11 protein-coding genes are annotated in these 13,028 nt (G+C 67.7%); 2 read left to right on the top strand and 9 right to left on the bottom strand.

Translation table 11 applies throughout. From position 1 onward, the window contains the following. The first annotated feature begins 33 nt into the window (after nt 1–33). The gene (locus HWX09_RS06180) at nt 34–489 is read left to right on the top strand and encodes a molecular chaperone Tir (protein ID WP_027782680.1); all 456 of its coding nucleotides are present in this window, start codon (nt 34–36) and stop codon (nt 487–489) included. A gap of 174 nt (nt 490–663) precedes the next feature. Here HWX09_RS06180 and HWX09_RS06185 read toward each other — a convergent pair whose 3' ends face one another. The 4 genes from HWX09_RS06185 to sctC form a co-directional block, all read right to left on the bottom strand. Continuing rightward, nucleotides 664–2,088, bottom strand: a complete 1,425-nt coding sequence (locus tag HWX09_RS06185) for a secretin N-terminal domain-containing protein (protein ID WP_027782679.1) — start codon at nt 2,086–2,088, stop codon at nt 664–666. Then, the gene (locus HWX09_RS06190; protein WP_034185277.1) at nt 2,085–2,870 is read right to left on the bottom strand and encodes a response regulator transcription factor; all 786 of its coding nucleotides are present in this window, start codon (nt 2,868–2,870) and stop codon (nt 2,085–2,087) included. The genes HWX09_RS06185 and HWX09_RS06190 overlap by 4 nt, the downstream gene beginning before the upstream one ends. A gap of 88 nt (nt 2,871–2,958) precedes the next feature. Next, the gene (locus HWX09_RS06195; protein WP_027782678.1) at nt 2,959–4,167 is read right to left on the bottom strand and encodes a PAS domain-containing sensor histidine kinase; all 1,209 of its coding nucleotides are present in this window, start codon (nt 4,165–4,167) and stop codon (nt 2,959–2,961) included. A 40-nt stretch (nt 4,168–4,207) separates the two neighbouring features. Further along, the gene (sctC, locus tag HWX09_RS06200) at nt 4,208–5,971 is read right to left on the bottom strand and encodes a type III secretion system outer membrane ring subunit SctC (protein ID WP_027782677.1); all 1,764 of its coding nucleotides are present in this window, start codon (nt 5,969–5,971) and stop codon (nt 4,208–4,210) included. Nucleotides 5,972–6,080: 109 nt separating this feature from the next. On the opposite strand from sctC, the gene HWX09_RS06205 reads away from it, so the two are divergent. Then, entirely contained in the window at nt 6,081–7,181 is a 1,101-nt protein-coding gene (locus tag HWX09_RS06205; protein WP_027782676.1) for an ATPase, T2SS/T4P/T4SS family, read from the top strand. A 106-nt stretch (nt 7,182–7,287) separates the two neighbouring features. Here HWX09_RS06205 and pilV read toward each other — a convergent pair whose 3' ends face one another. From pilV to HWX09_RS06230, 5 genes are all read right to left on the bottom strand, one after another. Then, on the bottom strand, nt 7,288–8,985 hold the full coding sequence (gene pilV / locus HWX09_RS06210; RefSeq protein WP_051421343.1) for a shufflon system plasmid conjugative transfer pilus tip adhesin PilV: 1,698 nt from the start codon (nt 8,983–8,985) through the stop codon (nt 7,288–7,290). Next, nucleotides 8,978–9,463 carry a type IV pilus biogenesis protein PilM gene (gene pilM, locus HWX09_RS06215; protein WP_027782674.1) on the bottom strand — a complete coding sequence of 162 codons (486 nt, stop codon included), beginning with the start codon at nt 9,461–9,463 and terminating at the stop codon, nt 8,978–8,980. Before pilM ends, pilV begins: the two co-directional genes overlap by 8 nt. Nucleotides 9,464–9,515: 52 nt before the next feature. Then, nucleotides 9,516–10,070 carry a type 4 pilus major pilin gene (locus tag HWX09_RS06220; RefSeq protein WP_034185276.1) on the bottom strand — a complete coding sequence of 185 codons (555 nt, stop codon included), beginning with the start codon at nt 10,068–10,070 and terminating at the stop codon, nt 9,516–9,518. Between the two features lie 103 nt (nt 10,071–10,173). Beyond that, on the bottom strand, nt 10,174–11,250 hold the full coding sequence (locus tag HWX09_RS06225; RefSeq protein ID WP_027782672.1) for a type II secretion system F family protein: 1,077 nt from the start codon (nt 11,248–11,250) through the stop codon (nt 10,174–10,176). Beyond that, nucleotides 11,240–13,024, bottom strand: coding sequence for an ATPase, T2SS/T4P/T4SS family (locus HWX09_RS06230; RefSeq protein WP_027782671.1), 1,785 nt, complete (start codon nt 13,022–13,024; stop codon nt 11,240–11,242). The genes HWX09_RS06225 and HWX09_RS06230 overlap by 11 nt, the downstream gene beginning before the upstream one ends. Nucleotides 13,025–13,028 lie beyond the last annotated feature (4 nt).

Here is a 13,028-nt window from a genome sequence, read left to right on the forward strand (position 1 = left end):
GGGCCGCCCTATTTTCGCCGGAGATTGCCGCCCATGAGCAGGGAACGTTTCGTCGAGTTGATTCACGAGGTTTGCGCGGTGGTCGGGCTGCCCGACGCCGAGTATGTCGTCGAGACGCAAACGCTCGAGATCGAAGGGTTCGACGTCCATCTCGACCACCACGAGACCGACCCCGATTCGGTCTATGTCAGCTTTCATTACGGCGCCGTCACGCCCGGCCGCTCGCTCGTCGTTTTCCGGCTCATGCTCGAGGCCAACCTGCTGGTCTACGCGCAGGATCAGGCGCAACTGTGCCTCGAATCCGATACGGGCAACGTCGTGCTGCTCGTCCATCTGCCGATAGGCCCGACGATCACCGGCGATTATCTCGCCGATCTGTTCTCGCACTACGCCGAACACGGCCGCTACTGGCAAAACAACATCCTCGAATCGCCCGACGAAATGTTCGAGGGCATCGCCTCGGGCAATTTCATGTGGCTGCGGGCGTAAGCCCGGTGAGCGCAAGCGTGCCTCAGCCAAGGGGCGCATCCGCGCACGCATCGACGCCTGGCCAGCCATCGCATCCGTTCGTATCCGGCACGTCGCTTCACACTCACGCCATCGCGGGCGCTCGCCCGATCGGCGCTAGGGCCTGTTCACGCTAATAACGGGCTTGCGCTGGCCCTAGGCTGCCACGCGTGGCATCAGCAAGACGAGACGGCGACGCGTACCCTCCTCTCCCTCTCTGCCCGAATCGGGGTCGTCCGCGCGGCGCTCGACATCGCTCCCGTGTCGCGCCGGTCCCTCGATGACGAGGCACTCGCCCGGCGCCAGGCTCTCGTCGACGGCCCGATAGCGGCGCGCATCGCGGCGGCGCCCCAGTTCCACGCGCAAGCCGATACGCGGCATCGACGCGGCGCCTTCGACCGTCGGTGCAATTGAGAGCCACAGATCGCGGGCATCGTCATCGGGCAGGTCATCCTCATCGCGGCGGGCGAGACGTGCCTCGTGGCGGTCGATGACGGCCGGCGAGCGGTCGTGCGTGAGCGCCGTTTGCGACACCTCGATTTCGGCGCGGCCGCTCCTGGCCAATGCCTTGAGCTGCGCGAGCAGCGCGCGGCCGCCGTCGGGCGCGATACCTGCACGGTGCTCGCGCGCGGCCGCCGTTGCCTGCTCCGCGCCTGCCCCGTCGGCCATGGCCGGCGGCAGCGCGGATCGCAACGTGTCGAGCGCGTCGCCATCGACATCCACCACCCACGTCTGGACCGATACGAGCTGTGCACGCACGTCCAGGCTGGCGACGAGCGCGCCGTCGGCGTCAATGCGCTCGGCCCGATCGCGTACCAGGACGGAGTTCGTGGTCGCATCCGCTTCGATCGCCGGCAACGCTGCATCGAACTCGACGATCCGCGGTGCATCGGAAACGGCGGCCCCGCTCGCAACGGCCGGGCGCTCGAAACGGCGCCGCAAGAGCGTGGCCACACCGGGCACGACGAGCGTGCGGCCATCGACCACGCGCGTTTCGTCGGCGGCATTCGCGGCACTCAGGCGAAACACCCGCACGGACAAACGCACGCGCTTTCGCGCGTCGCGCTCGAAGCGCTCGGCCGCGGCACGAATACGTTCCACGTAGGTCGCCGGCCCGCGCACGTTCACCGTTTGCGCGGCGGCATCCACCGTCAACGGGAAGTGCGTATCGGCAAGACCTGCCTGCTCGAGCGACGCCCGCAGCGCATTCGCCAAAAGGAAGTGAGGCCGGATGGCGACATGCGCCTGCTCGTTCGCGGGCGACACATGCAGGACCGCACCGTCGTAGTACCAGACGAATCCGTACGACCGGCTCATGACATCGAGAAAGCGCTGCGGCGGCATCGCGAAACGGCCGCTCACGGCGCCCTCCACTCGACCGTCGATGCGCAGGGCAACGTGCTGCCCCGCGGCGAAGGCATTCAGGACCTCCGCGAGGCTCGCACCGTTCGTCACGTAGACGAAGCGGGCGCCGGGGCCCCCGGCCCACTCCATGCTCGCCGCCTGCGCATGCACGGTGACCGTGCAGACGAAGGCAGCGACGGCGCCGCGCGCGAGCGCTCGCATTCGTGCCGCGCTCATGCGGCGCCTTCCGGCGACGCACCGGCGCCGGACGCATCGGCGCCCGACGCACCGGCGCCCGTCTGCTCCATATCCGGCTTGAGGGTCAGGCGGTAACCCGTCGCATAGACCGATTGCACGGTCCAGCCGACGCCGGCGGCCTTCAGGCTCGCACGCAGCCGGCTCACGTACATGTCGACGGAGCGGCTTTGCACGGCCGCATCCCAGCCCCAGACCACGCTCATCAGATCCTGCCTCAGCACGACGGCGCCCGTGTGCCGCGCGAGATGCCAGAGAATGTCGAACTCCTTGGTGCCGAGCTTGTGCGCCACGCCCGCCACCACGAGCGAGCGCGCCTGCTGATCGAGCGCGCATTCGCCGTCGACGAACATCTTGCGGCCCTGCACGTTCATCGGCGCGAAGCGCCGCAGCAGCGCGCGCATGCGCGCGAGCAGCACCTGCCTGTCGTAGGGCTTCACGAGATAGTCATCCGCACCCGCATCGAGTATGCGCACGATGTCGGACTCCGCCGAGTGCACGGTCTGAAAAATCACGGGCATGATCGATTGCGAACGACTGCGGATCTTTTGCAGCAGCTTGTCGCCGGAAACGCCCGGCAGGTCCCAGTCGAGAATCGCGAGATCGGCCCACTGCTCCGACAGAAATTGCTGCGCGTCGAGCCCGCTGTGAAAAGCGTCGACGTGGTAGCCCTCGCTCTTGAGCCAGGAATGGATGAGCGCGTGGTGCGCGACGTCGTCCTCGACGAACAGAATGCGTACGGGTTTGCCTGCAAGCGATTTCATGTGAACCCTTGGTTCCGACGGCCGCGCGGGAGCCGGTGCCCGGTCCGCGCAACGCGTGTCAAACGAATACGGGCCACGCCCTGGCGCCTCACTCGCCGCGCGCCGCGCGCAACGCGCGGTCGGCATCGACAAGCGATGTCGCGTGCGGCTTCGCGGCGACAGGATTCAGGCACGGCAGACGCAGCACGAACATGGTACCGCCTTGTCCGTTGAGCTCGGCGTAAAGTGCGCCGCCGTGCATGCCGACGATCTGCACGGCGAGCTTGAGCCCGAGACCGAAGCCCGTTGCCGTCCGCTTGCCGAGCTTCTCGAAGTCGGTCAGCCGATCGCCGTCGACGAGCCCCGGCAGCCCGCCCGCGCGATCGTCGACGACCACCTCGGCGAAACCGTCGGCCTGCCGGATCGACACCGTCACCGCCTCGCCGCGCGGCGACGCACGAACGGCATTGTCGATGACGTTCTGGACGGCGCGCGCCACGAAGTTGCGCATGCCGCTCACCCACAGCGGCGCGCTGTCGGGCAGCCACAAGTGTAGCGCGACGCCGCAATAGACGGCGGTGACCTCCAGTTGCGAGATGATCTGGCGCAGCGTCGCGCGCAGATCGAACCGTTTGAAGTCGCGCGCCTGCAAATGCTCGGTCACCGACGAGAAGATGAACTGCTCGCCGAGCGAGAGCACGTACTGCGCGAGCGCGGTGATCTGCTGCATGCCGCCGCAACGCTCGAACGCCTCGGGGTCGCTCGCATCGAGCTGCGTGAGCGCGCTGATCGAATTGAGCGGCGAGCGCAGATCGTGCAGCAAAAAGCGCAGCGACATGGCTCGCTCGTCGAGCGAGCGTGCGAACGGCGTCACGTCCGTCACGGCGATGACGGATTCGCCCACCCCCGCACCGGCGCACGCACCGGCGGGACCCGCCTGAATCCAGAAGGTCGAATCGTCCACGCGTACCTCGCGGCCCGCTTCGAGATCGCGCAGCCGCGGCACGTCCGTCATCTCGAAGCGCTCGCTCAGCGCCACGCTGAAATCGACGCCCGCGGGCAGCGTCATCGCCAGCATCTCGAGCGCGCGCGCGTTCGCGTGCACGACCGCACCCGCGCGATCGAGCACGATCACCCCGCACGGCAGCCCGCGCAGCGTGCCGCGCAGGCGGCGCGCCTCGTCGTCGGACAGGCCGCGATCGGCAGCGCCCCCGCCGCATGCGTCGGCGGGCAAGCCCGGTTGGGTGGGCCGCGGCTCGGACTGCTGCCCAGGCTGCACGTCGGGCCGCGAATGCGGCTGAGTATGGGATTCGTTCACATGGCCTCCTGCATTCTCCGGTGCGGGCGGTTGCGGTGAATCACGGCGAGATGACGCGCGGCGACAACAGGAAGAGCCGCTCCATGTGGCTCTTCTGGCGGTTGTCGGTCCTGAAGAGCGCGCCGATCAACGGAATCTTCGAGAGCCCGGGCACCCCGGTCACGCCCATCGTCGCGCTGTCCGCGCGATAGCCGGCGATGAGCAGCGCCTGCCCCTCCTCGATGAACGCCTGCGTGTTGATCGTGCTGTTCTGGATCACCGGCAGGTTGCTGACCGTCTGATCGGTGAGCTGGCCGTCCTGAATCGCCACGTCGAGCTTGATGCGCGTGCGCCCGTCCTCCTCCACGACCATCGGCAGCACACGCAGCGAGATGCCGGTCGACACGCTGTAGAGATCGCCCGAGGTGTATCCCGACACCGGCACGAAAAACTGCGTCTGGTTGTCCATCACGGCCTCGATGTTGTTGAGCGTGACGACCTTCGGACTCGCGTCGATCTTGGCGGCCTTCGTCTGCTGCAGCGCCGAGATGCGTGCCATCAGATAGCGGCCGGCGTCGCCGAGCACGGCGGCCACCGATGCGCCCACGGGCGTCGCCGCCGCGAGCAGGTTGCCCGGCAGCGCCGTCTGGCCGAAGGTCTGCGAGAGCGTGCCGTTGTAGGTGCTCTGTGCGAGCGTGCCGGTACCGGTCTGCACGTCGACGTGGCTGTTGTGCGCGGTCCAGTCGACGCCGAGCTGATGCAGCGCGTCGTCGTCGATCTCGATGATGTGCGCCTCGATCTCGATCAGTTGCGGTTTGACGTCGAGGCGATCGATCAGCTTGCCGTACTGATCCATCCGGTCGGCCGTATCGCGAATCACGACGGAGTTGGTGCGCTGGTCCGCGACGATGACGGGCAGTTGATCGTCGCTCGCCGGCGCCGTGCTCGTGTTCTGCGGCGGCGGCGGCTCGCCCACCGCCGCCGCCACGGCCGGCGACGGCTGTCCGGTGAGCCCGGCGAACATGCCCTTGCCGGCCGCGCCCGACGGCACCGGCGGCGGAACGTACGGGCCGTTGTAGGCATTGCCGTTCACGTCGTTGATCGGCGTGTTGCGCTTCACGCCGCTCGCCGCGCGACCGCCCTCGCCGCGTTTGTCGGCGGCCTTGGCCGTGCCCGGGTGGTAGATGCCGTTGAGCACGGCCACCACGCCCTGCAGCGTGACCTGCTGGCCGTCGATGGGCACCGTGCGGTCGTGTGCCCACGCGTGATAGAGCGGAAAGACGCGTACCTGCGTGCCGCTTCGATGCGCGGCGTTGTTGTCGAGCCGCGAGGCCACGTTCGTCACCATCTGCACGTAGCGAGGCGGCCCGCTCACGAGCGCCGTGCCCTGCGCGCTGTCGTAGACGATCGGAAAACGCTCGTCGGCGATGCGCAGGCGGTCGAGCGCATCGCGCAGCGCGCCCGTATCGGCCGAATCGAGCTTCACGAGCGTGCTCTGCAGTTCGGCAGCCGTCGTGACGTCGAGCACTTCGCCGTCGTAGTACCACACGAAGCCGAACGACGCCGCGAGCGTATCGAGAAAGCGCCGCGGCGGCAGATGGAACTTGCCGCTCACGGTGCCGCTCACATCGGCCGCGATGCGCGTGGGGACGCCCTGGCTCGCGCCGAAGTCGCGCAGCACATCCTTGATGTCCTTGCCCTGCGCTTCGTAATCGACGATCGACGACTTCCAGCGCACGGCTGCCGCCTCGGCAACGGGGGCGGTCGCCCCGAATGCGAGCGCGGCGGCGAGGGCCACGGTGCCCAGTCGGCGAGCCCAGTTCATGACGCGCCGCCCGCGATGAAACGTACGCACCGCAGCCCGGTGCTTCTCCGACACATCGACAAAATTTTCATGTAAGTTCCGACTATCTTTCATAGGAAGGGCACTGACGATGAACGCTCCGAGTCACGAACGTCGCGACCTGACGCGCGAGATTCTCGAATTGATCGACCTGCGGCAGACTTTCACCGACATCCATATCGAGCAGGACCGGCCGATCATGATCAAGGCGCCGCGCGGCTGGCTCGCCGTCGGCGAGGAGCCCGTGCTCCACGACGAAATGCTGCCCACACTGGCCTCGATCGAACCGGACTGGGAGGCGCAGCTTCAGCACGGCGCGATCGATCGCCCGTTCGTGCTCACGCGCTGCCGCCTTCGCTGTAACATCTACCGCACCAATGGCGGCCGCAAGCTCGTCATCTCGATCCGGCGCCTGCCGCTGCAGCCGCTCGCGCTCGACAAGCTCGGCCTGCCCGCCTACGTGCGCTCGATGATCGACAGCGCCAAGGGGCTGATCCTCGTGACGGGCCCGACCGGCTCGGGAAAGACGACGACGATCGCCTCGCTGCTCGAGCACATCAACCGCACGCGCAACAGCCACATCGTCACGATCGAAGAGCCGATCGAATACGAACTCGAGGGCCGCACGTCGATCGTCTCGCAGCGGCAAGTGCCCACCGACACGCCGAGCTTCTCGGCCGGCCTGCGCGAGGCGCTGCGGCAAAAACCCGATGTCATCATGGTGGGCGAGGTGCGCGACCCCGAGACGGCGGAGACGGCGCTGCAGGCCGGCGAATCGGGCCACCTCGTGCTCGCGACGATGCACACGGGCAGCGCGATCGGCACGCTCACGCGGCTGTTGTCGTTTTTTCCGGCCGAGCAGCGCGAGCGCTATGCGGCCGCGCTCGCGAACTGCCTCATCGGCGTGATCTGCCAATGCCTCGTGCCGACGGAGGATGGCGAGAACTTCGTACTCGCGAGCGAACTGCTCTTCAACAATAATCAGCAGATCAGCGGCCTGCTGACCGATCCGGGCAAGCTGCCGTACCTTGCCGAGTTCATGAAGCGCAAGGAGGACAACATGTCCCGCATGCTCAACGATCACCTCTTCAGCCTCGTATCGAAGCAGCAATGCCTGCCGCGCGACGTGCTGCGCGCGACCTACAACCGGCTCGAGCTGCACGAAATGCTGCAGACGCTCGCGCCGCACTGAGCCCCCGCGAAGGCGGTGCCGGCGCAATGGCGTCGCTTTCGCCGGTCGCGCCGTGCGTGGCGGTGCTGCGAAGGTGTGCGGTGTCGATCGGTTCACGGTTGGGCGCTCAGTAGTAGGAGTTGATCGTCCAGCCCGCCGCGACGGGCGTGTTCCAGACCGTCTGGCCGGACTCCCCGCAAAAGCTGCTGACCCACGGCGTCGTGATGCCGGCGTACGTCGCCCAGTTCGTCGTCACGATGATCGTGTAGGTGCCAGGCGTGCCGGCCTGGGACAGCGCGTTGTTGATCCCGCCCGAATCGTCCTGAAGCGTCGGCGTCTGGCTCTCCGTATGCCCGAGGTTGCGGTTGCCGCCGTCGGTGATGTCGATGCTCTGCGAGAGCTGCCCCCGGTTGCCGGAGGGGCCGTTGCACATGCCGTCGTTCAAGTGCGCCCAGGTGGACGCGACGATGATCCCCGGCTTGGTGAGGTTGACGGTCGTCCTGAACGTATACGAGTACGTACCGTTGCTGCCGTTGTACGAATAGGCGCCCGATTGGAAGTTCGTCGCCGGCTGGCCCGTGCAGGCGGAGTAATCGCCCGCGCCGTTCGGGTTGGCCATCACGAGCTGACAGCCGGTGAGCGACGACGCCGGCTCGATTTCGCTTTGCGTTTGCCACCGGCCGCCGCGGCACGACAGCACGCGCCCGTTCGCATCGGTGGAGACGAGCGTCGTGCTCGCCGACGCCGGTGCGATGGCCGAATTCTGCGGCGCGGGCGGGCATGGGTCGCCGACGTTGTGCGCGTTGCCGAGCGCGAGATTGCCCGCTTCGTCCACCGCCAGCGCCTGCCATGTGGCGCCGTCGTACGCATAGGCCCGATTCGTCGCGGCGGTGAGCCGCACGTCGCCCTGATGCGCGGCAACGCCCCCGAGCGCCGCTTCGTTGGCCACCGGTTCGCGCCAGTGATAGGCCGCCTGCGGCACCCAGAGGTTCTGCGTTCCATCGCAATTCAGGACGTTGCCCGAAGCGTCGGCCGCGATGGCGCCGGGCTGCGTGCAGGCGGCATAGTCGATCTGACGCGCGAGCACGATCGGCACTTGCATCGTGTTCGCCTGCGGATTGCCCGGCACGGCCACGCGGTACAGATAGTCGACGTTCTGCGCCTGCGTGCCGTCGTAGAAAATGAGGCTCGCCAGATGGCCCGTGCCCGTTTTCTTGTTCGTGCAGGATGTATTCGCCGGGTTCGGCGTATCGACCTTCCAGGTGCCGAAGGCGCCGGTGGCCGCGCCGGTCGCATTGTTCGTCGCCTGGATCGAACCGCCGCCCGGGCCGGCATTCGCCGCGATGTAGCCGAGTTCGGGATCGGGAATAGTCCGGCCGCCCTCCGTGACGAGCAGCGCCTGCAACGCCACCGGATTGGCGCCGCCCGGGGCCGCGTAGACGAGCAGGCACGGCGCCTGACCATAGGGGTTGGTGCCGCTCAACGCATTCGGAAGGTAGGTCGACAGCTGATACGTCGAGCCGGTCATTTTCGCGATCACCGGCGAGGTGGTCGTGGCCTGGGCCGCGAGCGCCGTGTAGTTTTGCCGAATGAGCCGCGTGGCAGCCGCCGTCAGCTGCGACTGATAAAGCGCGGCCTGCTGCGCGCGCGTATCGTCGAGCGACGAGTTCGTGAGCGCGACAAGGCCCGCCATCATCAATGCGGCGAGCGCAAGCACGGCCAGCATCTCCACCATCGTGAAGCCGGACATACGGCGAGCCGGCCACGCGCGGGGGCCGGGACGACGCATGCCGGTGCGGGCAACGGTATGGGTGCGCTCAGTCATACGCTTGCGCCATCCATACCGGCATGCCGTTCGGGATCGCGTTCGCCAGTGCGGCCGGCAGCGGCACCGCCGGGTTGCCGGGGGACACGAGGTTGGCGCCGAGCGCCACGCCGGCCAGCGCCGAGCCCTGCGCAATCTGCTCGATGCCGTCGACCGCGGCCGCTGCCGCGGCCGCTGCCGACGCCGCATAGACCACGACCAGGCTGCCCGCATAACCGGTATTGGGCTGGACGTAGTTCCGCCACATCGGATCGGGAACGGTCGCCCCGAGGTAAGGCGCGAGGCTCGCCGCCGGCACGCTGCCCGCGAACGACGGGTTGGCGCGCGCGAAGGCCGCCACGGCCTGCCGGTAGGCGCTCATGTTCGCCGCGAGCGCCATCGCCGACGGCGCGAGCGGTGCCGGCGCCGCCTCGGCGCCGAGCAGCGCGTAGGCACCGGTAAGCATCGCGAAGGCGGCGACGATCCAGATCAGGAACATGGCGGGCGGCTCGTGGCGTCAATCGGAGCGAAGGCCGAGACTCGGGCCTCGATCAGGCGGAGGTCCAGATGATGTTCTTCGCACCACCGGTACAAGCCGCCTGAGCGGCGGCGGGCGTTACCGGCACGGTTTGCGCCGTACCGCCGATAGAGACGGCCGTCCACGTTCCGCCCGCAGATGCCGCGTTGATGCATACGTCCGTCGGCACGGAATCGAATTCGATCGTGAATGTACCGGTGCCGGTGCCCGTAACGGTTACCGCGCCACCCCAGGCATCGGTGACGGTATTTGCCGCGGTGTCGATGACGAGCGTCGTCGGGATGATGCCGGCCGAAATGGCGACGGTCGTCGCCAGCCCGTTGTAGCCGTTGGTCTGCCCCATATACAGCTTCTTGACGCCGGTCTGGATGGCCGTCACCTGCTCGGCCGTCTGATTCGACGAAGCACTGCCGAATGCGCCGCGCAGCAGCGCAATGGCGCCGATGACGACGATGGCGGCGATCCCGAGATAGGCGATCGCCTCGAGCAGGGTGGCGCCACGCTGCGTGCGCCGCGCCCCCCGGCTGCCCACCCTGGCGCGAATCGATGCGACGGTCTTGACCTTCATGTTGCTCTCCTTGGTTTCCTCAATCGGCACTCGAGAAAGACGTGCCCTCTCCTTTCAACACCCGTTCGTTTGCGCTGCGCCTGCACGTCATTACACGGCAGGCTCAATGCAGACTCCGAGCCAAAGCCGCAATTTCCTGCTGAATTCCGAAGAAGCCGCTGATGAGCCACGACAGCACGAGCGCGAGCACGACGATCGCCGCGCCGTTGACCACGCGCATCTGCGCCTCGATCGTCTCCACGCCGTCGGTCATCCATTCGTTCGCGATCGCGTGCAGCGCCTCGGCGAAGCCCTTGTATTCGGCATACACGCACAGATCGTCGACGATCTCCTCCGAAGGAAACCGGTAGCCGGCATTCTTCATCGCCTCGCCGACGTTGAGCCCCGACTTCACGCCGAACAGCATGTCGTCGATTCGCTGCCTGAGCCACGGCTTCGCATCGGTGGCCAGCCGCGCGAGCGAGCGCTCGACCGTGAAGCCCGCCGCCTGCAGCGACGAAAACGCGACGAGAAAACCGCAGCCCGTAATGAGCCGATAGATCGAGTAAGGCGGGTAGCGGTCGAGCCAGACCCGCACGTTGCCGGACCAGCGCGGCATCGAGTAAAAGAGCGCCGCGACGAGGATCGCGAGCACCACGAGGCAGTAGATCATGCCGCCCTGCACGAACCGGGACAGCTCGTAGAGCGACTTCGCCACGCCGTGCCAGCGCTCCGGGCTCACGATCGACGCGAAGCGCGGAATCACGAGCTTGCCGAAGAGGTACACGTACCCGATCGTCATCGCCACGATCACGCACGGGTAGGTCAACCCGCCGACGATGGCCGTGCGGATCCGGCGGCTGTACTGCACGACGTTGCACACGTTCAGCAGCGCGGCCTCGAGGCGCCCCGACTGCTCGCCGGCCATGACGATCATCTGCTCGGTATGCGGCACCCACCACGCCATTGCCTCGGCCAGCATGCCGCCGTTTTGCACGACGCTGCGCCAGTCCGCGAGCGTCAATGCCAGCGGCTCGTTCGGCTTGCGGCCCTCGTGCGACGCACGCAACTCGAGCTCCTCGAGAATCTTGAGCAACGGCAAGCCGTTCGCGAGCATTTTCGCGATCTTGCGATAGAGCCGCAGACGCGCCTGCGTCGTGAGTTGCAGGCGCGCCCAGCGCCGGTTGAGCTCAAGTGCCATAGCCGCTTCCGAGCGGCTGCGGCCGCCCCCCGCTGCCCGGCATGAACGGGCCGACCACCCGCTCCGCCATGCGCGGATCGACGAGACCCGCCGCCACTTTTTCGAGCGCGTGCTGCGCGACCGTCTGCCCCGCGAGCTCGCCGAGCCAGTACGCCTGCGCATCGGGCTTGCGCCCGGCGCGCAGCAATTCGCAAAACGTCGCGTCGGTGCGCACGACCTCGGCCACCACGGTCCGGCCGACCGTGCCGTTCTTGCAATGCGGGCAACCGGGCCCGGCCACGCGCACCGCGTCGAACCGCGCGCCGACGGCCCGCTTCACGCGCGCGACGAGCCCCATGTCGAGCTGCGCCATCGCCTCGGCCAACGGGCGCGAGCAGTGCGGACACAGCAGCTTGACGAGCCGCTGGCTGATGAGCCCCGTGACGAGCGATTCGTCCGTCACCATCGCGATCGGCAAGCCGAGATCGACGAGACGGTCCACGATCGCGAGCGCGCCGTTCGCGTGCACCGTCGTCCAGACCTGATGGCCCGTCATCGCGGCGCGCAACGCGCTTTGCGCCGATGCGCGGTCGCGCACCTCGCCGATCATGATCGTATCGGGATCGAGCCGCATCGCATTCGCGATCGCGGCGGCGAACGCGAGCGAGCGCGCCTCTTCCGTCGGCGCGTTGACGACGGGCGTCTGCACGGCGCCCTCGATCGGGTACTCCACCGGATCTTCCACGGTGATGACGTGAATCGAGCCGGCCATCTCGCGCAGTTGCTTCGTCAGCACGCGCTGCAACGTCGTGGATTTGCCCGAGCCGGTCGGGCCGCTGATGATGTTCATGCCGTGCGGCTGCTGCGCGAGCAGCTCGAACGCGTTCGCCTGCGCCACCGTGAAGCCGAGCTCCGTCAGGGCAGTCGCCTCGCCCGCATCGTTGTAGAGCAGCCGCAGCACCATGACGCTGCCGACGCTCGTGGGCGCCGTCGCGATCCGCACGCCGAAAAGCCGGTCCGGCAGCTTGTCGCGATCGCCGATGGCCGCGTCCTGGCGTTCGTTCGGCTTGTAGGTGTTGTCCGATACGCTCGACATCGCCGCATAAAGCGTGGCGAGCAGCCGCTCGCCGTACTCGCGCGTCTGCTCCGACATGCGCACGAGTTCGTTGTGGATGCGAAAAAGAATCTCCGTGCTGAAGCGGTTCACGCGGATATGGATATCCGAGGCACGCGCGTCGCACGCCCGCGTGATCAGGTTCTTCGCGACGACCTGCATCTGCGTGTGATCGATGCGCTCGGCACTGCCGTCCCGGCGCGGGCCCTGATAGCTGCGTCTGATCGCGTCGAGTGTCACGAGCCGCGTCGTATAGCGGCAATTGAGCCGTTCGAGTCTCGCGCAGTACGACAGCACGAACGGATTCATTTCGTGCCCTTCGGCAACGAGCAGCGTGCCGTCGTCGAGCAGACAGAGAAACTTGCGCTCCTCGTCGCTCGCGGCGAATTCGCCGCTGTCGGAAAGCGGGCGCGCCACCGCGGCGAGCGGCAGCGCCTGCCCCGGTGGCGGGTTTTGCGACGCCGTTTGCGCGGGCAGCACCGAAGCGGCGGCAGCAGCGGCCACGGCGCTCAGCGCCGGCTCGCGTGGCCGCGCAACGGGCGCGAGCGCCGGCGCGGCGGGAGCCGCGGGCTGAACCTCCGCAAGAGACGGATCGGTTTCGATCGGCTTCACGGCACGCGAGAGAATCAGCGGCGTCACGCTTGCAGGCGTCTTGCCCGGCGGTGTCGGAGACGAACTCATCGCA

Origin of the sequence: Burkholderia sp. BCC1208, assembly GCF_902833095.1 — a bacterium.
Classification (GTDB): Bacteria; Pseudomonadota; Gammaproteobacteria; order Burkholderiales; family Burkholderiaceae; genus Burkholderia.